Here is a 19,452-nt window from a genome sequence, read left to right as displayed (position 1 = left end):
CGGGCTTCCCAAGCCCGGGCGAACGATGCGGACCGCTTGACCTGCATCAACGCCCCGCCACAGGCCGGGTTTGAGGCGCCGCGCACAAAAGCGTACAATTTCGGTCCACATTGATTTCCACGCCCCACCCATGCTCCGCGTCACCAAGCTCACCGACTACGCCAGCGTCGTCATGACCGTGCTCGCCACACGGCCGGACGAGGTGCTGAGCGCGACCGAACTGGCCGAGGCCGCCGGGCTGGAGCCGCCGACCGTCAGCAAACTGCTCAAACCGCTGGCGCAGGCCGGGCTGGTCGAGGGCCTGCGCGGCGTACGTGGCGGTTACCGCCTCACCCGCCCCGCCACCGAGATCAGCCTGATCGAGATCGTCGAGGCGATGGAAGGCCCGCTGGCGATCACCGAGTGCAGCCAGGGCCAGAGCCAGTGCGGCATCGCCAGCCAGTGCGGCGTGCGCTCCAACTGGCGGCTGATCAACGACGTGGTCGCCGACGCCCTGCGCGGCGTGACCCTGGCGCAGATGCTGCACCCCCTCCCACTTGCCGACCGTCGACGCATCGACGTCAGCATCGTTTCCTGAATTCCGTAGGCAGCCTCATGGCCACCGAGACCATCGAAAACGTCGGCACTGCCGACACCCCCAACCGCGAGATCCACGAACAGCTGGGCCGCAAGTACGAGGCCGGCTTCGTCACCGACATCGAGTCCGATTCGTTCGCGCCCGGCCTGGACGAAGACGTCATCCGCGCGCTTTCGGCCAAGAAGGAAGAGCCGGAGTGGATGACGCAGTGGCGCCTGGACGCCTACCGCCACTTCCTGACCATGCGCCAGCCGGACTGGGCCAAGCTGCAGATCGGCCCGATCGACCTGCAGGCGCTGAGCTACTACTCCGCGCCCAAGGGCCCGAAGTACAAGTCGCTGGACGAAGTGCCCAAGGAACTGCTGGACACCTACGACAAGCTCGGCGTGCCGCTGCACGAACGCGCCAAGCTCGCCGGCGTGGCGGTCGACGCCGTGTTCGACTCGGTTTCGGTCGGCACCACCTTCCGCAAGGAACTGGCCGACAAGGGCGTGATCTTCTGCTCGATCTCCGAGGCCATCCGCGAATACCCCGACCTGGTCCGCCAGTACCTGGGTTCGGTGGTGCCGGTGGGCGACAACTACTTCGCCGCGCTCAACTCGGCGGTGTTCTCCGACGGCAGCTTCGTGTTCGTGCCCAAGGGCGTGCGCTGCCCGATGGAACTGAGCACCTACTTCCGGATCAACGCCAACAATACCGGCCAGTTCGAGCGCACGCTGATCATCTGCGAGGACCGGGGCCACGTCTCCTACCTGGAAGGCTGCACCGCGCCGATGCGCGACGAGAACCAGCTGCACGCCGCGGTGGTCGAGCTGGTCGCGCTGGAAGACGCTGAAATCAAGTACTCCACGGTGCAGAACTGGTACCCGGGCGACGAGAACGGCGTCGGCGGCATCTACAACTTCGTCACCAAGCGCGCCGAATGCCGCGGCGCGCGCAGCAAGGTCACCTGGACCCAGGTGGAGACCGGCTCGGCCATCACCTGGAAGTACCCGTCCTGCGTGCTGCTGGGCGACGATTCGGTGGGCGAGTTCCACTCGGTGGCGCTCACCCACCACCGCCAGCAGGCCGATACCGGCACCAAGATGATCCACGTCGGCAAGCGCACCAAGAGCAAGATCGTCTCCAAGGGCATCAGCGCCGGCCGCGGCCAGAACACCTATCGCGGCCTGGTCAAGGTTGCCGCCGGCGCCGACGGCGCGCGCAACTACACCCAGTGCGACTCGCTGCTGATCGGCAAGAAGTGCGGCGCCCACACCTTCCCCTACATCGAGGTGAAGAACCCCAGCGCCACCGTCGAACACGAAGCCACCACCTCCAAGATCTCCGACGACCAGATGTTCTATTGCCGCTCGCGCGGCATCGACCAGGAGAACGCGGTGTCGATGATCGTCGACGGCTTCTGCAAGCAGGTGTTCAAGGAGCTGCCGATGGAGTTCGCGGTGGAAGCCAAGAAGCTGCTGGAAGTGTCGCTGGAAGGCTCGGTCGGATGAGCCGCCTGCCCCTTCTGCTGCTCGCGCTGCTGCCGTTCGCGGCCCCCGCCTCGCCATTGGGCAAGGCCTGCGACGACGCCCGCAGCCAGCTGGACATCAACGAATGCGCGGCGCGCGAGGCCGGGAAGGCCGATACGGAGCTCAACGCCGTGTACCGGCAGGTGATGCAGAAGCTGCAGGGCCAGCCGGTCGCCATCGAAAAGCTGCGCGGTGCCCAGCGCCTGTGGGTCCAGCTGCGTGATGCCGACATCGACGCGCGATACCCGGTCGGCAAGGACGAGAACCCGCGCGTCCTGTACGGCTCGATGTACCCGGCGCTGTATTCGGCCGACAAGGCCGAGCTGACCCGGCAGCGCACCCACTGGCTGCGCGCCACTTTCCTTGATCGCGCCGAAGGCGAACTCTGATCGCCCCGCCCCCCATTCAAATCGAAGACCGTACCCTCATGCTGAAGATCGAAAACCTCCACGCCAGCATCGCCGGCAAGGAAATCCTGAAAGGCCTTTCGCTGGACGTGAAGCCCGGCGAAGTGCACGCCATCATGGGGCCGAACGGCGCCGGCAAGTCCACGCTTGGCAACGTGCTTTCCGGGCGCGACGGCTATGAAGTCACCGAGGGCAGCGTGCGGTTCGAGGGCGATGACCTGCTGGACCTGGAGCCGGAAGCGCGCGCCGCCGCCGGCCTGTTCCTGGCCTTCCAGTACCCGGTGGAGATCCCGGGCGTGAACAACACCTACTTCCTGCGCGCCGCGCTCAACGCCCAGCGCAAGACGCGCGGCGAGCCGGAGCTGGACTCGATGCAGTTCCTCAAGCTGGTCCGCCAGAAGCTGGCGGTACTGCACCTGAAGGACGAACTGCTGCACCGCGGCGTCAACGAAGGCTTTTCCGGCGGCGAGAAGAAGCGCAACGAGATCTTCCAGCTGGCCGTGCTGGAGCCGAAGCTGGCGATCCTCGACGAGACCGACTCGGGCCTGGACATCGACGCGCTCAAGAACGTGGCCGACGGCGTCAACGCGCTGCGTTCGCCTGAACGTTCGTTCCTGGTCATCACCCACTACCAGCGCCTGCTCGACTACATCAAGCCGGACGTGGTGCACGTGCTGGCCGACGGCCGCATCGTCAAGACCGGCGGCCCGGAACTGGCGCTGGAGCTGGAAGCCCACGGCTACGATTTCCTGAAGGACCGCGTGGTCCGCGAGGCCGCCAAGTAATGAGCGCGCTCCTGGATTCACTGGCCGCCGGCTTCAGCGGCAGCGATGCCCGCCGCACGCTGCTTGATGCCGCGCTGCAGACCGGCCTGCCCGCTGCGCGCAGCGAGGCCTGGAAGTACACCTCGCTGCGCCAGCTCGAACGTCGCACGTTCGCCGCAGCGCCGCCGCAGGCCGCGGACATCGATGCCGCCCTGCTGGCCCACATCCCGGCGCCGCGACTGGTCTTCGTCAATGGCCGCCACAGCGCTGCGCTGAGCGATCTGTCGGCGCTGGCTGCGGGTGTGCAGGTGCGCACCCTGGCTGCGGTGCAGGCCGAAGAGCCCGAAGCCCTGCGCTTCCTCGATCGCCGCTTCGAGCGCGCCGATGAAGTGTTCGCCCAGCTCAATGCCGCACTTGCCGATGAAGGCGTGCTGGTACAGGTGGCCGAAGGCGCCCACAGCGAGACGCCGCTGCACCTGGTCTTCGTCAGCGCCGCCGATTCCGCCGACCGGGCCTGGCACCACCGCCACCTGATCGAGCTGCGCCGCGGCGCCGTGTTCGGCCTGGTCGAGCATCACCTGTGGACCGGCGACAGCGCGCACCTGGACAACACCCTGGTGCACGTCCACCTGGCCCAGGACGCACGGCTCTCGCACGCCCGCGTGCAGGCCGACGGCGCGCGCGCCACCTCGCTGCTGCGCACCGACGCGGTGCTGGCCCGCGATGCCGAGTACCGTCGCATCGACCTGGAGTTGGGTGCCGCACTGAGCCGCCATGAACTGAACGTGCGCCTGGAAGGCGACAACGCCAAACTGACCGCCAATGGCGTGCTGCTGGGCACCGGCCGCCGCCATATCGATACCCGCCTGGGCATCGAGCACATCGCCAAGGACACCAGCGCCGAGCTGCTCTGGCGTGGCGTTGCGGCCAACCGCAGCCGCGTGGTGTTCCATGGTGGCATCAACATCCGCGAAGGTGCCGACGGCACCGATGCCAACCTGTCGAACAAGAACCTGCTGTTGTCGGCCGATGCCGAGATCGATACCCAGCCGACGCTGGTGATCGATGCCGACGAGGTCAAGGCCGCGCATGGCGCCACGGTCGGCCAGCTCGATGCCAATGCGCTGTTCTACCTGCGCTCGCGCGGCGTGCCGGCCGACCAGGCGCGCGCCATGCTCAGCGCCGCGTTCTGCCACGAACCGTTGGCCGCGGTGGAGGGCATCCTGACCGAAAAGCTGGTCCGCCACCTGGACCAGGCGCTGCAGCAGGCAGGCGTGGCATGAACCTTTCCTCCCCGCGCCCGATCCCGTCCTCGCCCGCCGCCCCGGACTGGGAGCGCGTACGCGCCGATTTCCCGCTGCTCATGCGCGAAGTCAACGGCAAGCCGCTGGTGTACTTCGACAATGCCAACACCGCGCAGAAGCCGCTGTCGGTGATCGGCGCGGTGGACGAGTTCTACCGCCGCTACAACGCCAACGTCAGCCGCGCCGTCCATGCCCTGGGCAGCGAGGCCACCGAGGCCTACGAGGGCGCGCGCGGCAAGCTGGCGCGCTTCCTCAACGTGCGCGCCGACGAGCTGGTCCTGTGCAGCGGCACCACCTTCGCGATCAACCTGGTCGCCTATTCGTGGGCGCTGCCGCGGCTCAAGGCCGGCGACGTGATCCTGGTTTCGCGCATGGAGCACCACGCCAACATCGTGCCCTGGCAGCTGGTGGCGCAGCGCACCGGCGCGAGCATCCGCGTGGCCGAAATCGCGCCCGACGGCACACTGGACATGGACGCGCTGCATGCGGCCATGACGCCGGAGGTGAAGCTGCTGGCGCTGGCGCATGTCTCCAACGTGCTGGGCACGGTCAATCCGGTACGCGAGATCTGCCGCGAGGCGCGCAGGCGCGGCATCGTCACCGTCATCGACGGCTCGCAGGCCGCGCCGCACCTGGAGCTGGACGTCGCCGCCGTCGGCTGCGACTTCTACGCGGTCACCGGCCACAAGATGTGCGGCCCCACCGGCACCGGCGCGCTGTGGGCGCGCCGCGAACTGCTGCAGGAAATGCCGCCGTTCCTCGGCGGCGGCGAAATGATCAAGGAAGTCAGCTTCGACGGCACCGTGTTCAACGATGCCCCGCACAAGTTCGAGGCCGGCACGCCGAACATCGCCGGCTTCATCGGCCTGGGCGTGGCGGCGGACTACCTGGACGGGCTCGGGCGCAATCACGTCGCCGCCCGCGAGCAGGAACTGCTGGCGCACTTCACCGAGGAGCTGCAGCGCATCGACGGCGTGCGCATCTTCGGCACGGCCCCGCACAAGGCCGCGGTGGTGTCCTTCCTGGTCGAAGGCGCGCACGCGCATGACCTGGCCACCCTGCTCGACCTGCAGGGCGTGGCGGTACGCTCCGGCCAGCACTGCGCGCACCCGCTGCTGCAGTACTACGGCGTCGCCGCCACCTGCCGCGCCTCGCTCGCCTTCTACAACACCCATGAAGAGATCGAAGCCTTCATGGCTGCATTGAAGAAGGTACGCACGCTGTTGGGGTGAGCGCCCCATGGCGCAGCGTGCCCCCCCCCGCTCCACAGGGAGTGGAGAGGGAGGCTCTGCAGCGCCTGGCATGGCCCGGCAAGGCCGGGTGGGGAGTGCCCCAGCGGGGCATTGCCCCGCTCTACACGGGACGGAACAGGAAAGCCCCGTAGCGCCGGGCATCGCCCGGCGAGGCATTGCCGGGAGCGCTCCAGCGGGGCGTTGCCCCGCTCTACAATGTCCGGCATGGACGCCCTCATTTTCCGCACCGCCACACCGGACGACGTTCCGGCCCTGATCGAACTGGTCACCTCCGCCTACCGGGGCGACACCTCGCGCGTGGGCTGGACCACCGAGGCCGACATCCTCGATGGCCAGCGGGTGGATGCCGAAGGCATCCTCGCCGACATCGGCCGGCCGCGCAGCCTGATCCTGATCGCCGAGCAGGCCGGGCAGATGCTGGCCTGCTGCCACATCGCCGACGAGGACGGCCATGGCTACTTCGGCATGTTCGCGGTCAGTCCGAAGGCGCAGGGCGGCGGCGTCGGCAAACAGGTCATGCAGCAGGCCGAGCGCCACGTGGCCGGGCAGTGGCGGCTGCCGACCATGCAGATGACGGTGATCGACTGCCGCGACGAGCTGATCGCCTTCTACGAGCGACGCGGCTACGCCCGGACCGGCATCAAGAAGCCGTTCCCCTACGGCGACGAGCGCTTCGGTATCCCCAGGCGTGACGACCTGCGCTTCGAAGTCCTGGAAAAGCGCCTGGAGCCGGCCGCATGAGTGCGACCTGGACCTATGTCTGCGCCAGCGGCGAACTGCTGCCGGGGGAAATGAAGACCGCTTTCGACGAAGTCACCGGCGCGCCCATCGTCGTGTTCAACCTGGACGGCGAACTGTACGCACTGGAGGACCAGTGCACGCACGAGGAGTTCGAGCTGTCCTCGGGCAACCTCGACCCGGCCGAGGGCAGCGTTGAGTGCATCCTGCACGGCGCCCGTTTCGACATCCGCGATGGCCGCGCCCTGTGTGCACCGGCCTATACCCCGGTGCCGAAATTCCCGGTCAAGCGCGAGGACGGCGGGATCTGGGCCCGCGACGACCGCGACTGAGGACCGCCCCGCACGGCCGCGGCGCGGCTGCCCGTGCCGCGGGGCCTGCCGGAGCGCATTCGCAGGCGGACCCGCCTTTTTGATCCTTGCCGCTGCCCCGATACGGGGCTGCATGACCGGCTCAGGCTGCCACCCATCCAATAATCTCGTTGTTATTGATAACGATTATCGTTAGGATGCGCATCTGCCTCCACCAGCGGCGCCCATTCCCGGGCGCCGCTGGGCGATCCGGACGGCATCCACTTCCCCTGCTCTTTGCAAAGGGATCTTTCCCTTCCTTTCCCGACCGCCCATGAACCACATCACGTCCCGCAAGTACGCACCGCGCGCCACCCTGCTGGCCACGGCCACCCTCGCCGCCGGCTTCTCCTCCCTGTCGGCCCAGGCCGCGGACGCCGACAGCGGCGACGCGCCGGCCACCGACCTGGACAAGGTGCAGGTCCGCGGCAGCTGGTTCGCGCCGTCCTCGCCCAAGTTCACCGCCGAACTGCTGGATACGCCGAAGTCGGTGTCCGTGGTCACCGAGAAGACCATCCAGGAAATCGGCGCGACCAATCTGGTCGATGCGCTGCGCATGGTGCCGGGCATCACCTTCGGTGCCGGCGAAGGCGGCAACTCCACCGGTGACCGTCCGTTCCTGCGCGGCTTCGATGGCCAGAGCAACATGTTCGTCGACGGCCTGCGCGACGTCGGCACCCAGACCCGCGAAGTGTTCGACCTGGAACAGCTGGAAGTGGTCAAGGGCCCGAGCTCGGCCTACGGCGGCCGTGATTCCGGCGGCGGCAGCATCAACCTGGTCAGCAAGACCCCGAAGTTGAAGAACGAAACCAACGTCAGCATGGGCGTGGGCACCGACAGCTATGCGCGCGGCACCGTGGACGCCAACTACGTGCTCGGCGACGGCATCGCCGCACGCCTGAACCTGCTCAAGCACGAGTCGGACATCGCCGGCCGTGATGCCGCCAATGTCAGCCGCTGGGGCATCGCGCCGTCCATCGCCTTCGGCCTGAACGGCCCGCTGCAGCTGATCGCCAGCCACTACCACCTGGAAACCGACGACCTGCCCGATGCAGGCGGCTTCCCGTACGGCAACCCGGCCACCGGCACCACCACCGGCAAGCCGCTGGTGCCCAACCGCAACAACTACTATGGGCTGAAGGACCGCGACTTCCAGCGTACCCGCGCCGACATCAGCACCATCGACGCCAGCTACGACCTCGGCGGCCACAAGCTGCGCAACATCGCGCGCCTAGGCAACACCAGCAACGACTACCTGTGGACCCAGCCGGACGACAGCAAGAACAACCCGCTGCAGTACGGCACCTTGTGGCGCCGTACCAACAACCGCGCCATCGATACCAAGACCTTCGCCGACCAGCTGAGCCTGACCGGTGCGTTCCAGACCGGCGGCCTGAAGCACAGCTACAGCGCTGGCGTCGAGTACAGCGAAGAAAAGAGCAGCAAGGGCGGCTACGAGATCGGCGGCGGCGGCACCAACAACCCGATCAGCAACAACCAGGTGTGCAAGACCACCGGTGCTGCGACCGGCTACAACTGCACCGACTTCTACAACCCGAACCCGAACGATCCGTGGTCGGCCACCCACCCGGTGACCCGCACCAACAAGGCGCTGGATGTCGAGCAGACCACCAAGACCAAGTCGGTCTATGCATTCGACACCATCGAGCTGAGCGAAAAGTGGCTGGTCAACCTCGGCCTGCGCTGGGACGACTACGACACCGAACAGGTCACCCCGGTCCTGAACAAGGCTCCGACCGTGCTGCGCAACAGCGACGGCTTCCTCAACTACCAGGCCGGCGTGGTGTTCAAGCCGACCGCCAATGGCAGCATCTACCTGTCCTACGGCACCTCCTCGACGCCGCCGGGCATGGACAGCGGTGAAGGCAACGACTCGATCAGCGCCGCCATCCAGAACCTCAAGCCGCAGGAAACCAGGAACTACGAACTGGGCACCAAGTGGGACCTGTTCGACAAGCGCTTGAACCTGACCGCCGCGATCTTCCATACCGAGATGAGCAATGCGCGTGTCGTGATCGACACCGGCAGCACCCAGAACGCCGGCAAGAAGGCGATCACCGGCGTCGAGATCGGCGTCAATGGCCAGATCACCGACCGCTGGAACGTCGCCGGCGGCTACACCTACATGGATTCGGAGCTGAAGGACAACGGTTTTGTCTGCTCCATTTCCAGCCGTACCGGTTGCCCGGCTCCGGGCGTGTGGATCGTCTCGCCGAACAACGGCAACATGTTCCCGAACACCCCCAAGCACGCCGCCACGCTGTGGACCACCTACATGCTGCCGTTCGGCCTGACCATCGGCGGTGGCGCCAGCTATGTCGACAAGCAGTACGGCGACGTGGCCAACACCAAGTGGATCCCGGCCTACACCCGTTGGGATGCAATGGCCAGCTACGCCATCCAGGACAACATCAGCCTGCAGCTGAACGTGCAGAACCTCACCGACAAGACCTACTTCACCAAGGCCTATGCCTCGCACTACGCAGCGATCGCACCGGGCCGCGCCGCCACGCTGGCACTGAACGTCAAGTTCTGATGCAGGCATGAGCAGCAACGGCGGCAGGCGCAAGCCTGCCGCCGTTCTGCGTTTCCGCTGGCGGCCACGGCAGGCGACCCAGTTCACCCGCAATGGCAACCATCGGCTGACCCTGCCGATTCAAACCAGGTCACAGGCACGACCATGTCCACTCCCCTTCCAAGCGATGCCACCGCGCTGGCGCGGCAACTGCTCAGCGATCCCCAAGCCACCTTCGCGCAGATCCGCGAGGCGGCACTGGCAGGCCAGCTGGATGCACAGCTGCTGCTGGCCCAGCTCTATATCGAAGGCAAGGGCGTGGCGCGTGATGAACACGCCGCACTGCTCTGGTACGAGACCGCCGCCAACAACGGCAGCGCGCTGGCGATGAACATGCTCGGCCGCTGCCATGAGCTGGGCCAGGGCTGCGCACCCGACGCCACGCTGGCCGCCGTCTGGTACCGCAATGCCGCCGAGGCCGGGCTGGACTGGGGCATGTACAACCATGCCAACCTGCTCGCCACCGGCCGTGGCGTGCCACAGGACCGGCCGCGGGCGCTCGCGCTGTATACCCAGGCCGCGCATATGGGCCATGCCAAGTCGATGAACCTGCTGGCGCGCCACCTGGAAGACGGACTGGAAACCGGGCGCGATCCGCAGGCCGCGCTGGACTGGTACCGGCGCTCGGCCGAAGCCGGCGACTTCCGCGGGCAGGCCAATTACGCCTCCATCCTTCTGCAGGATGGCCGCATCGACGAAGCCCTGCATTGGCTGCGGCTCGCGCTCGCGCACGGCAGCCCTGCGTTCATGACCCATATCGTCCCGGAACTGGCCGCGTCGCCGCATCCGCGGGTGCGCGGGCTGGTCACCCACCTCGCAAGCTGAGGCCTTCCATGCTGCTGCACATTCCCAACGTACTCACCCCCGGGCAGGTCGCCGGATTCCGCGCCAGGCTCGACGCCGCGCAGTGGACCGACGGACGCGAAACCGTCGGCCACCTCGGCGCGCAGGCCAAGCGCAACGAGCAGTTGCCCGAGGAGTCGCCGCTGCGGCGCGAGCTGGGCGAGACCCTTCTCGTCGCGCTGGCCAAGAACCCGCTGTTCTTCAGCGCCGCGCTGCCGCTGAAGTACCTGCCGCCGCGCTTCAACCGCTACGCCGGGGGCGGCACCTACGGCTTCCATGTCGATGGCGCGGTGATGAACCTGTCCCAGGGCGAGCAGCTGCGCTCGGACGTGTCGTGCACGCTGTTCCTCAACGCCCCGGACGAGTATGAGGGCGGCGAACTGGTCATCAGCGACACCTACGGCGAGCACGAAGTGAAACTGCCGGCCGGCGACCTGATCCTGTATCCCTCCAGCAGCCTGCACCAGGTCACCCCGGTGACCCGCGGCGCACGGCTGGCCTCGTTCTTCTGGGTGCAGAGCATGATCCGCGACGACGCGCGGCGGCGGATGCTGTTCGAGATGGATACCTCCATCGAAACCCTGCGCCGCGGCAATGCCGATGCCAACGCGGTGCTGCAGCTGACCGGCGTGTACCACAACCTGCTGCGGCAGTGGGCCGAGGTCTGAGCATGGCTCCCCTGCGCCCGGCCTGACCTGCGTCAAGCCGGACTCAAATGCAATGAATTCTTATTTGCACCAGGTAACGAATCCCAACTACAATTGAGCGACACCACCGGCCCATCCGGCCGGTGCCTTGCGCCAACGGGGATTCAAGTGCGCCATCTGCTCCAGCCATATCGCCTGCCAGCCGTAGCGCTCCCGCGCGCCGGCCTGCGTGCGCCTTTGCTGGTACTGCTGGCGATGTTCTCGATGCTGATGCCCGGCTGGCCGAGCGCGACCCTGTCGACGGCAGCGGCCGGACTGGCCGTCCATGCGCCCGTCAGCGGCGAGGAAGGACCGACCGGCGAATCCGCCGAACGGGAAAATCCGGCCAAACTCCGCCGCGCAGCCACGCTGCAGGCGCCCCGCGCCGCCTGGAGTCGTCCCGCCCCGCCGCGCCCGTCGGCATCCGCGGGCGATCAGGCAGTCGCCCTGCGCTCCACCGTACCGGTCGCCGCACCGACGCCACCGGATGCCACGCCGGTGCGCTGGCGCCTGCAACGCAGCCAGGCGCCTCCTCTGGCCTGATCGTCCGCCGCGGTAGCGCGGCGCGGATCCACTTCTGTCCATTCCCGTCATGGCGCCCGCATGCGCCACGGCCAGTCACGCCTTTTCCCTTTCGTTTTCGAGGTCATCCCATGGCTCTGCGCCATCGTTTCCGCGTGCCCGCCGCACGCACTTCCCTCGCCATCGCCGTGCTGACCGCCATGTCGGCCCACGCCTCCGGCGTACCAGCCGGCCAACCGGCCACGCTGGATACCGTGGTGGTCACCGCCTCGGGCTTCGAGCAGAAGATCACCGACGCGCCGGCCAGCATTTCGGTCATCACCCGCGAGGAACTGGCCAGGCGTCCCTACATGACCCTGCTGGACGCGGTACGCGACCTTGAAGGCGTGGACGTGGGTGAAACCCGCGACAAGACCGGCCAGGGCACCATCTCCATGCGCGGCATGGGCTCGGACTACACCCTGATCCTGGTCAACGGCAGGCGCCAGAACAACCACGGCGACATCTATCCCAACAACTTCGGCGGCAACCAGTTCAACCACATCCCGCCGCTGGATGCGATCGAGCGCATCGAGGTGATCCGCGGCCCGATGTCCACGCTGTACGGTGCCGATGCCATGGGCGGGGTGATCAACATCATCACCAAGCGCACCCTCGACGGCTGGCACGGCTCGGCCAGCGTCGCCCGTACCGTCGAGACCAGCGACGAGTTCGGCGACGACAGCACCATGGACTTTTTCCTCACCGGCCCGCTGCTGCCCGGCGTGCTCAATCTCAGCGCGCGCGGCAGCTGGTACGACCGCAAGGCGTCCAACCCGACCTACGCGCCGGTCACCGATCCCGCCGGCGGCCTGCACACCCGCCCGCTGGGCTTCGGCAGCGGCGGCAAGACCGTGGACAACACCAACAAGGCCGGCGGCATCACCCTGACCTGGATGCCCACCGACAACCAGACCGTGTCCCTGGACTACGACGCTTCGCGGCAGGAATACGACAACAGGATCAAGCTCAACGACAGCGGGGTCGAGGAATACCCCGTCGGCACCGTGGACAACATCAACAGCGTCTGGCGCGCCTCCAACTTCTGCCTCGGCGCGGCCGGCGCCATCGCCAATGCCTGCCGTGCGAACGGCGGCAGCTGGGCGCGCCGCGCCGATCCGCGCGTCGGCTACAGCCCGTCGCAGGAATTCACCCGCGACGCCTGGGCGCTGACCCACGAAGGCCAGTGGGATTTCGGCAACAGCTTCGTCTCGCTGGCGCACGTGGCCACCAACAACGATGGCCGCACCCTGCCGTTCACCGTGGCCGAGCGCGAGCAGCTGCTGGCGATGATCGACGGCACCGGCCAGTACGCCGGCATGGGCCTGGCCGAGCGCCGTGCGCTGGCCGAGTCCACCTTCCTGCCGCGCCCCAAGCGCACGCTGGAGAGCGCGCAGTACACCCTGGACGCCAAGCTCGACATCCCGTTCCAGACCGCCGGCGAGCACACCCTGGTGGTGGGCACCCAGGTCATCCGCGGCGAGTTGACCGATGGCGTGTTCGGTACCGAGAAAGGCACGCCGGGCCTGAAGCAGGAGCACGACATGTACTCGCTGTTCGTCGAGGACAACTGGAAGGTGAGCGCGCCGTTGACCCTCACCGCCGGCCTGCGCTACGACGACCACGCGGTGTTCGGCGACCACCTGAGCCCGCGCCTGTACGGCGTCTATGCCCTCAACGGGCAGTGGACGGTCAAGGGCGGCGTCAGCACCGGCTTCAAGACGCCCAAGACCACCGACCTGTACGACGGCGTCACCGGTTTCGGCGGCCAGGGCACCTCGCCGTTCTTCGGCAATCCGGACCTGAAGCCGGAAACCAGTACCAGCACCGAGCTGGCGGTCTACTGGCAGCATCCGCAGGGCCACAATTTCAACGCCACGCTGTTCCACAACCGGTTCGACGACAAGATCGACAGCCAGCCCTGCGGCGCCGGCCTGGCGCTGAGCTGCACCAGCAGCGGCGAGTACGCCGAGCTGGGTTATTCGAGCAGCAGCCGCACGGTGAACATCGACGAAGTGGTGATCCGCGGCGCCGAGCTGTCCGGGCGCTGGAAGATCAGCGATGCCTTCGGCTTCCGCGCCAACTACACCTTCACCGACAGCGAGCAGAAAAGCGGCGCCGAGAAGGGCCTGCCGCTGGGCAACAGCGCGCGGCACATGGCCAATGCCACCCTCGACTGGCAGGCCAACGACCGCTTCGGCCTGTTCCTCACCACCGAGGCGCGTTCCAGACGCTACCGCGGCGTCAGCGCCGTCACCGGCAACGAGCTGTACTACAGGGACTACACGGTGCTGCACCTGGGCGCGTCGTTCGAGGCCACCCGCTGGCTGACGATCAACGCGCGCATCAACAACCTGCTCGACCGCGACTTCACCACCTACCAGGCCTCGTTCAACGACCTCAACGGCAACGGCATCTACGGCGACGTGACCAACGAAGTGCTGTTCGAGGACGACTACAACAACAAGGACAAGGCGCGCAGTGTCTGGCTGAGCCTGAACATGCGCTTCTGATCCGTCCGCCGTGGTGGAGGAAGACCCGTTCCTCCTCTCCGGGAACGGGTCTCCTCCTGCCCGGCAGGCAGCGAATGAAGCGATACAAATTGCGAATCATTCTCATCAATGTTCTAATTCCACCTCTTTCTGCCGCATCGCGCACGTGTCCCCAGAACGCTCTCCCACCGATCTCGTCCAGCAGCAGGCCAGCCGCGGTTTCTGGCTGCGCACGCTGCACCAGTGGCACTGGATAAGCTCGGCGGTCTGCCTGGTCGGCATGCTGCTGTTCGCCGCCACCGGCATCACCCTCAACCACGCCGCGAAGATCGAGGCCAAGCCGCAGGTCACCAACCTTCACCTGGAGCTGCCGGCACCGCTGCTGCAGGCGCTGGCTCCGCATGAAGACGGCAACGCCCCGCTCCCGGCCAAGGTCGCCGACTGGTTGTCGCGCGAGCTGGAGGTGGCCATCGGCCGACGCGCGGCCGAGTGGTCCCCGGAAGAGGTCTACCTGTCCATGCCCGGCCCCGGCAGCGACGCCTGGCTGAGCATCGACCGCGAAACCGGCGCGGTGGAATTCGAACAGACCCGCCGCGGCTGGGTGTCGTATTTCAACGACCTGCACAAGGGCCGCAACGCCGGCGCCGGCTGGGGCTGGTTCATCGACCTGTTCGCGGTGGCCTGCCTGGTGTTCTGCATCACCGGCCTGTTCCTGCTGCACCTGCATGCGCGGCAGCGGCGCATGACCTGGCCGCTGGTCGGCCTGGGCCTGCTGATCCCGCTGCTGATCGCCCTGCTCCTCATCCACTGAACACGCTTCCCCTACGGAGTCGCACCATGCGCGTCACCCTGACCATCGCCTTGAGCGGGCTGCTCGCCGCCACCCCGGCGGCCTATGCCGCCAGCCTGGACATCAACGTCGAGATCCCCAAGCTCAACGTGGCCGAATACCACCGCCCCTACGTGGCGGTGTGGATCGAGGACGCCGGGCAGAAGTCCGCCGCCAATCTGTCGGTGTGGTACCAGCAGACGGCCAATGCCGAAGGCCACGGCACCAAGTGGCTGCCGGACCTGCGCCAGTGGTGGCGCAAGAGCGGCCGTACCCTGCAGGTGCCGGTGGATGGCGTGACCGGCCCCACCCGCCCGGCCGGCAAGCATGCGCTGGGCTTCAGCGACAGCCAGCCGCAGCTGCGCGGCCTGCCCGCCGGCCAGTACACGCTGGTGGTGGAGGCGGTGCGCGAAGTCGGCGGCCGCGAACTGCTGAAGATTCCCTTCGAGTGGAAGGGCAAGGCCGGTAACGGCACCGCCCAGGGCCAGAGCGAGCTCGGCCTGGTCACCCTCGCCATCAAGCCCTGACGTTCCGAACAAGGAGAAACACGCCATGAAACGCACCACCCTGCTCGCCGCGCTGATCGCCGCCACGCTTCCGTTCTCCGCCCTGGCCCACAAGCAGTGGCTGCTGCCCTCGTCCACCGTGGTCGCCGGCAACGACGTGTGGGTGACGGTGGACGCGGCGGTATCCAACCAGCTGTACTACCCCGACCACGTGGCCATGCGCCTGGACAACGTCACCATCGCCACGCCGGACGGCGGCACCCTGCAGCCGCAGAACCCGGCCACCGGCAAGTACCGCAGCGTATTCGACGTGCAGCTGGAGCAGGAAGGCACCTACCGCATCGCCAATCTCAACAGCGGTATGTCCGCACGCTGGGACACCCCGGAAAGCCTGGCCGCGGCCAAGGACAAGCCGGCGGCCGGCGGCATGGGCGGCCCGCGCGGCGGCTTCCTGCGCAACGCCACGCCTGAAGACCTGGCCACCAAGATCCCGAAGAACGCGCAGAACCTGATGGTCACCGAGGGCATCGGCCGGGTGGAGACCTTCGTCACCAAGGGCAAGCCGAGCAGCGTCGCCGCGATCGGCAAGGGCCTGGAGCTGGTGCCGGTCACCCACCCCAACGATCTGTTCGCCGGCGAGGAAGCCACCTTCAAGCTGGTAGTCGACGGCAAGCCCGCCAGCGGGCTGGAAGTGGAGATCGTGCGCGGCGCCACCCGCTATCGCAACGCGCAGGACGAGATCAAGGTGACCACCGGCGCCGACGGCAGCTTCAAGGTGACCTGGCCGGAAGCGGGCATGTACTGGCTGGAGACCTCGACCACCGACGCCAAGACCAGCGCGCCGCAGGCCAAGCAGCGCCGGCTGAGCTACGTCGCCACGCTGGAAGTGCTGCCGCAGTGACGCAGGAATGAGTGAAGAGGAGTGAGGGGCGAGAAGAGCCGCAACACCGGCGACGACCCGCTCCCCTCCTCCCGCTCCATGCCTGCGCTTGTCGGGAGGACGGACAGGCACGCCTGTCCGCATCCCCTCCCCACTACCTTCTCTTCACTCGATTCTGGCTCCATGTCTTCTCCCGACATCGCCGCCCTCGGCGGCCACACCATGGGCACCACCTGGAGCGTGAAGCTGGTGGCGCCACGCGGTCGCGACCTGCACCCGCTGCATGCGGGCATCCAGGCGCAGCTCGACCGCGTGGTCGCGCAGATGAGCACCTGGGAGCCGGGGTCGGACATCAGCCGCTACAACCGCGCCGCCGCCGGCAGCTGGCAGACGCTGCCCGGCGAGTTCTGGCGCGTGCTGCTGGCCGCGCAGGCCGTGGCCGAACGCAGTGGCGGCGCTTTCGATCCCACTGTCGGCCCGTTGGTGGCGCTGTGGGGTTTCGGTGCCGATGCCGGACAACGGCGTGCGCCCGATGCCGCACGGCTTGCCGAGGTCGCCGCGCAGTGTGGGTGGCAGCGGCTGCAGCTGGACCCGCAGGCGCAGGCCGCGCTGCAGCCCGGCGGGCTGCAACTGGATCTGTCGGCCATCGCCAAGGGTTATGGCGTCGACCTGGTCAGCGACTGGCTGCGCGGACAGGGCATCGACGCGGCGCTGGTCGAGGTCGGCGGCGAACTGCACGGCCGCGGCCGCAAGCCCGACGGCCAACCGTGGCGCGTGCTGGTCGAATCGGCGCCGGAGGAAGACGCCGGCGCCGGGCATCCGCCGCGCGTGCTGGCGCTCGACGACCTGGCGGTGGCCACCTCCGGCGACCGCTGGCACCGCTACGAACAGGACGGCGTGAGCTACAGCCATACCCTGGACCCGCGCCGGCATGCGCCGGTGACGGCCGCATCCGCGGCGGTCACCGTGATCCATCGCGAAGCGATGCTGGCCGACGCCTGGGCCACCGCATTGACGGTGATGGGCGCGGATGAAGGGCTCGCCTTCGCCGACGCCCATGGCCTGGCCGCGCGCTTCCTCCAGCGTGGCGCCGATGGCCCGGTCGAAACCCTGTCGCAGGGCTTCCGGCGGCACCTGGACGCAGGCAACGCATGAGCCGCTCCGCCTCCGCGCGCATCATCGCCGGCAATGCCGCGGTCATCGCCCTGCTGCTGGCGATCGCCGGCCTGCTGCTGCGCCTGCACCTGGGCGAGAACTGGTGGCTGGCCGCACCGCTTCCGGCCCGGCGCTGGATCGCGCTGGCCGCCCTGCTCGCCTATGCGGCCGGGTGCGCGGCGCTGTGGTGGCATGCGCGTCCGCGCCAGGACGATTCAACCGAGGCCGGCGAGCCGCCGCTGCTGGTGGTCTGGGCCAGCCAGACCGGCTTCGCCCGGCAACTGGCCGAGCACACCGCGCAGAGCCTGCGCGATGGCGGCTGCCGGGTACGCCTGCGCGCGCTCGACCAGGTCGATGCGGCCTTGCTGGGCGGCACGCGCAAGGCGCTGTTCGTCGCCAGCACCACCGGCGAAGGCGACCCGCCCGACCACGCGCTGGCCTTCCTCGGCCAGGTGATGCGGCAGGCGCCGCCGCTGCCGGACCTGCACTACGCGGTGCTGGCGCTGGGCGACCGCAGCTACGAGCACTATTGCGCGTTCGGCCATCGGCTGGACGACTGGCTGCGCCAGCACGGCGCCCGGCCCCTGTTCGATACCGTGGAAGTGGACAACGCCGACCCCGCCGCCCTGCGCCATTGGCAGCAGCTGCTCGGCCAGTTCGGCGACGGCAGCGTCCAGGCCGACTGGAGCGCACCGGAGTACCAGCCATGGTTGCTGCGCGCACGCCAGCAGCTGAATCCCGGCAGCGTCGGCGGCCCGGTATTCCACCTGCGCCTGCAACCGGCCGATGGCGACCTGCCCGCGTGGCAGGCCGGCGACATCGCCGAAGTCGGCCCGCGGCATGCCGCCGGCGCCGTCGAACACTGGATGCGCACGCATGATCTCGACGTGCGGACGACGCTGGCCGATGGCCGCGCATTGCGCGAGGTCCTGGCCGCCTCCAAGCTGCCAGACACCCTCGATTCCAGCGCCCCCGACGCCATCGCCGCCGCGCTGCAGGCCTTGCCGCACCGCGAATACTCCATCGCCTCGCTGCCATCGGAAGGCAGCCTGCACCTGCTGCTGCGCCGGCAGGCGCATCCGGACGGAACACCGGGCCTGGCCAGCGGCTGGCTGTGCGACGACGCCGCCATCGGCGGGCGCATCGACCTGCGCCTGCGCGCGAATGCCAACTTCCATCCGCCGGCGGACGATGCGCCGCTGGTGCTGATCGGCAACGGCACCGGCATCGCCGGCCTGCGCGCGCACCTGCGCGCGCGCATCGATGCCGGCGCGCGCCGCAACTGGCTGCTGTTCGGCGAGCGCAACCATATCCACGATTTCCACTTCGGCGACGAACTCGAACAGTGGCGGCACGAAGGCTGGATCGAACGTCTGGATGCCGTTTTCAGCCGCGACGGCGGCGCACACCGTTATGTGCAGGACGCCTTGGCCGCGCAGGCCGACCTGCTGCGCCAGTGGGTCGACGACGGCGCCGCCGTACTGGTCTGCGGCAGCCTGCAGGGCATGGCCCCGGCGGTGGACGCGGCGATCGCGCAGGCGCTTGGCGAGGAGCGCAAGGAACAACTGGTGATGCAGCGGCGCTACCGGCGCGACGTGTATTGAGGCCAGGAACGAATCAACGAGGAACGCGCAAGGGCAGCCGCAGGCGCCGCGTTATCGTGGCGACGTCTGGTGTGGCTCTGTCGGGAAGGCCCCAGCGGGGCGGTGCCCCGCTCTACAACGGCACGGGGTTCCGTAGCGCCGGGCAACGCCCGGCGGGGCTTGCCCGGGAAGGCCCCTGCGGGGCGGTGCCCCGCTCTACAACGGCGCGGGGTTCCGTAGCGCCGGGCAACGCCCGGCGGGGCTTGCCCCGGGAAGGCCCCAGCGGGGCGGTGCCCCGCTCTACGACGGCGCGGGGTGCTGTAGCGCCGGGCAGCGCCCGGCGGGGCTTGGTCTGGAAGGCCTCAGCGGGGCGGTGCCCCGCTCTACAACGGCACGAGGTTCCATAGCGCCGGGCAG

General features: G+C 68.3%; 18 protein-coding genes. All 18 read left to right on the top strand.

Annotated features, from left to right (window positions below; all coding sequences use genetic code 11):
- The first annotated feature begins 130 nt into the window (after nt 1-130).
- The 18 genes from QMX80_RS06485 (at nt 131) to QMX80_RS06400 (ending at nt 19,056) form a co-directional block, all read left to right on the top strand.
- A complete protein-coding gene (locus QMX80_RS06485) occupies nt 131-577 on the top strand; it encodes an SUF system Fe-S cluster assembly regulator (protein ID WP_055771265.1) in 447 nt (148 codons plus the stop codon).
- Between the two features lie 17 nt (nt 578-594).
- Nucleotides 595-2,070: a Fe-S cluster assembly protein SufB gene (sufB, locus tag QMX80_RS06480; RefSeq protein ID WP_055771268.1), complete on the top strand. Its 1,476-nt coding sequence runs from the start codon at nt 595-597 to the stop codon at nt 2,068-2,070.
- Nucleotides 2,067-2,477 carry a lysozyme inhibitor LprI family protein gene (locus tag QMX80_RS06475; RefSeq protein WP_282275999.1) on the top strand — a complete coding sequence of 137 codons (411 nt, stop codon included), beginning with the start codon at nt 2,067-2,069 and terminating at the stop codon, nt 2,475-2,477. The genes sufB and QMX80_RS06475 overlap by 4 nt, the downstream gene beginning before the upstream one ends.
- Before the next feature lie 38 nt (nt 2,478-2,515).
- The gene (gene sufC, locus QMX80_RS06470; protein WP_282275998.1) at nt 2,516-3,280 is read left to right on the top strand and encodes a Fe-S cluster assembly ATPase SufC; all 765 of its coding nucleotides are present in this window, start codon (nt 2,516-2,518) and stop codon (nt 3,278-3,280) included.
- Nucleotides 3,280-4,542 carry a Fe-S cluster assembly protein SufD gene (gene sufD, locus QMX80_RS06465; RefSeq protein ID WP_282275997.1) on the top strand — a complete coding sequence of 421 codons (1,263 nt, stop codon included), beginning with the start codon at nt 3,280-3,282 and terminating at the stop codon, nt 4,540-4,542. The genes sufC and sufD overlap by 1 nt, the downstream gene beginning before the upstream one ends.
- The gene (locus tag QMX80_RS06460) at nt 4,539-5,795 is read left to right on the top strand and encodes a cysteine desulfurase (protein WP_055771279.1); all 1,257 of its coding nucleotides are present in this window, start codon (nt 4,539-4,541) and stop codon (nt 5,793-5,795) included. The genes sufD and QMX80_RS06460 overlap by 4 nt, the downstream gene beginning before the upstream one ends.
- Before the next feature lie 225 nt (nt 5,796-6,020).
- The gene (locus QMX80_RS06455; RefSeq protein ID WP_055771911.1) at nt 6,021-6,557 is read left to right on the top strand and encodes a GNAT family N-acetyltransferase; all 537 of its coding nucleotides are present in this window, start codon (nt 6,021-6,023) and stop codon (nt 6,555-6,557) included.
- On the top strand, nt 6,554-6,886 hold the full coding sequence (locus QMX80_RS06450; RefSeq protein WP_282275995.1) for a non-heme iron oxygenase ferredoxin subunit: 333 nt from the start codon (nt 6,554-6,556) through the stop codon (nt 6,884-6,886). Before QMX80_RS06455 ends, QMX80_RS06450 begins: the two co-directional genes overlap by 4 nt.
- A gap of 292 nt (nt 6,887-7,178) precedes the next feature.
- Nucleotides 7,179-9,461, top strand: a complete 2,283-nt coding sequence (locus tag QMX80_RS06445) for a TonB-dependent receptor (RefSeq protein ID WP_282275993.1) — start codon at nt 7,179-7,181, stop codon at nt 9,459-9,461.
- 144 nt (nt 9,462-9,605) lie between these two features.
- On the top strand, nt 9,606-10,325 hold the full coding sequence (locus QMX80_RS06440; protein WP_055771288.1) for a tetratricopeptide repeat protein: 720 nt from the start codon (nt 9,606-9,608) through the stop codon (nt 10,323-10,325).
- An 8-nt stretch (nt 10,326-10,333) separates the two neighbouring features.
- Entirely contained in the window at nt 10,334-11,011 is a 678-nt protein-coding gene (locus QMX80_RS06435; protein ID WP_282275991.1) for a Fe2+-dependent dioxygenase, read from the top strand.
- 93 nt (nt 11,012-11,104) lie between these two features.
- Nucleotides 11,105-11,572 carry a hypothetical protein gene (locus QMX80_RS06430; protein ID WP_156358028.1) on the top strand — a complete coding sequence of 156 codons (468 nt, stop codon included), beginning with the start codon at nt 11,105-11,107 and terminating at the stop codon, nt 11,570-11,572.
- Nucleotides 11,573-11,682: 110 nt separating this feature from the next.
- Nucleotides 11,683-14,103, top strand: a complete 2,421-nt coding sequence (locus QMX80_RS06425) for a TonB-dependent receptor (protein ID WP_282275989.1) — start codon at nt 11,683-11,685, stop codon at nt 14,101-14,103.
- A gap of 145 nt (nt 14,104-14,248) precedes the next feature.
- Nucleotides 14,249-14,893: a PepSY-associated TM helix domain-containing protein gene (locus QMX80_RS06420; protein ID WP_055771300.1), complete on the top strand. Its 645-nt coding sequence runs from the start codon at nt 14,249-14,251 to the stop codon at nt 14,891-14,893.
- Nucleotides 14,894-14,919: 26 nt separating this feature from the next.
- A complete protein-coding gene (locus tag QMX80_RS06415; RefSeq protein ID WP_273082679.1) occupies nt 14,920-15,438 on the top strand; it encodes a DUF2271 domain-containing protein in 519 nt (172 codons plus the stop codon).
- A gap of 25 nt (nt 15,439-15,463) precedes the next feature.
- On the top strand, nt 15,464-16,318 hold the full coding sequence (locus QMX80_RS06410; RefSeq protein ID WP_055771306.1) for a DUF4198 domain-containing protein: 855 nt from the start codon (nt 15,464-15,466) through the stop codon (nt 16,316-16,318).
- A gap of 162 nt (nt 16,319-16,480) precedes the next feature.
- Nucleotides 16,481-17,452 (top strand): FAD:protein FMN transferase, encoded by a 972-nt coding sequence (locus QMX80_RS06405; RefSeq protein WP_282275986.1) that lies wholly within the window; start codon nt 16,481-16,483, stop codon nt 17,450-17,452.
- Nucleotides 17,449-19,056 carry a sulfite reductase flavoprotein subunit alpha gene (locus tag QMX80_RS06400; RefSeq protein WP_282275984.1) on the top strand — a complete coding sequence of 536 codons (1,608 nt, stop codon included), beginning with the start codon at nt 17,449-17,451 and terminating at the stop codon, nt 19,054-19,056. The genes QMX80_RS06405 and QMX80_RS06400 overlap by 4 nt, the downstream gene beginning before the upstream one ends.
- Nucleotides 19,057-19,452: the final 396 nt, after the last annotated feature.

Origin of the sequence: Stenotrophomonas sp. PS02297 (genome assembly GCF_029959705.1) — a bacterium.
In the GTDB taxonomy this organism is placed as follows: Bacteria; Pseudomonadota; Gammaproteobacteria; order Xanthomonadales; family Xanthomonadaceae; genus Stenotrophomonas; species Stenotrophomonas nitritireducens.
This window is presented reverse-complemented; position numbering and strand designations above follow the sequence as displayed.

What these genes read in the sequence shown, in the direction of transcription:
- QMX80_RS06485 (WP_055771265.1), top strand. Translation starts at nt 131, where the DNA reads ATGCTCCGCGTCACCAAGCTCACCGACTACGCCAGCGTCGTCATGACC.
- sufB (WP_055771268.1), top strand. Translation starts at nt 595, where the DNA reads ATGGCCACCGAGACCATCGAAAACGTCGGCACTGCCGACACCCCCAAC.
- QMX80_RS06475 (WP_282275999.1), top strand. Translation starts at nt 2,067, where the DNA reads ATGAGCCGCCTGCCCCTTCTGCTGCTCGCGCTGCTGCCGTTCGCGGCC.
- sufC (WP_282275998.1), top strand. Translation starts at nt 2,516, where the DNA reads ATGCTGAAGATCGAAAACCTCCACGCCAGCATCGCCGGCAAGGAAATC.
- sufD (WP_282275997.1), top strand. Translation starts at nt 3,280, where the DNA reads ATGAGCGCGCTCCTGGATTCACTGGCCGCCGGCTTCAGCGGCAGCGAT.
- QMX80_RS06460 (WP_055771279.1), top strand. Translation starts at nt 4,539, where the DNA reads ATGAACCTTTCCTCCCCGCGCCCGATCCCGTCCTCGCCCGCCGCCCCG.
- QMX80_RS06455 (WP_055771911.1), top strand. Translation starts at nt 6,021, where the DNA reads ATGGACGCCCTCATTTTCCGCACCGCCACACCGGACGACGTTCCGGCC.
- QMX80_RS06450 (WP_282275995.1), top strand. Translation starts at nt 6,554, where the DNA reads ATGAGTGCGACCTGGACCTATGTCTGCGCCAGCGGCGAACTGCTGCCG.
- QMX80_RS06445 (WP_282275993.1), top strand. Translation starts at nt 7,179, where the DNA reads ATGAACCACATCACGTCCCGCAAGTACGCACCGCGCGCCACCCTGCTG.
- QMX80_RS06440 (WP_055771288.1), top strand. Translation starts at nt 9,606, where the DNA reads ATGTCCACTCCCCTTCCAAGCGATGCCACCGCGCTGGCGCGGCAACTG.
- QMX80_RS06435 (WP_282275991.1), top strand. Translation starts at nt 10,334, where the DNA reads ATGCTGCTGCACATTCCCAACGTACTCACCCCCGGGCAGGTCGCCGGA.
- QMX80_RS06425 (WP_282275989.1), top strand. Translation starts at nt 11,683, where the DNA reads ATGGCTCTGCGCCATCGTTTCCGCGTGCCCGCCGCACGCACTTCCCTC.
- QMX80_RS06415 (WP_273082679.1), top strand. Translation starts at nt 14,920, where the DNA reads ATGCGCGTCACCCTGACCATCGCCTTGAGCGGGCTGCTCGCCGCCACC.
- QMX80_RS06410 (WP_055771306.1), top strand. Translation starts at nt 15,464, where the DNA reads ATGAAACGCACCACCCTGCTCGCCGCGCTGATCGCCGCCACGCTTCCG.
- QMX80_RS06405 (WP_282275986.1), top strand. Translation starts at nt 16,481, where the DNA reads ATGTCTTCTCCCGACATCGCCGCCCTCGGCGGCCACACCATGGGCACC.
- QMX80_RS06400 (WP_282275984.1), top strand. Translation starts at nt 17,449, where the DNA reads ATGAGCCGCTCCGCCTCCGCGCGCATCATCGCCGGCAATGCCGCGGTC.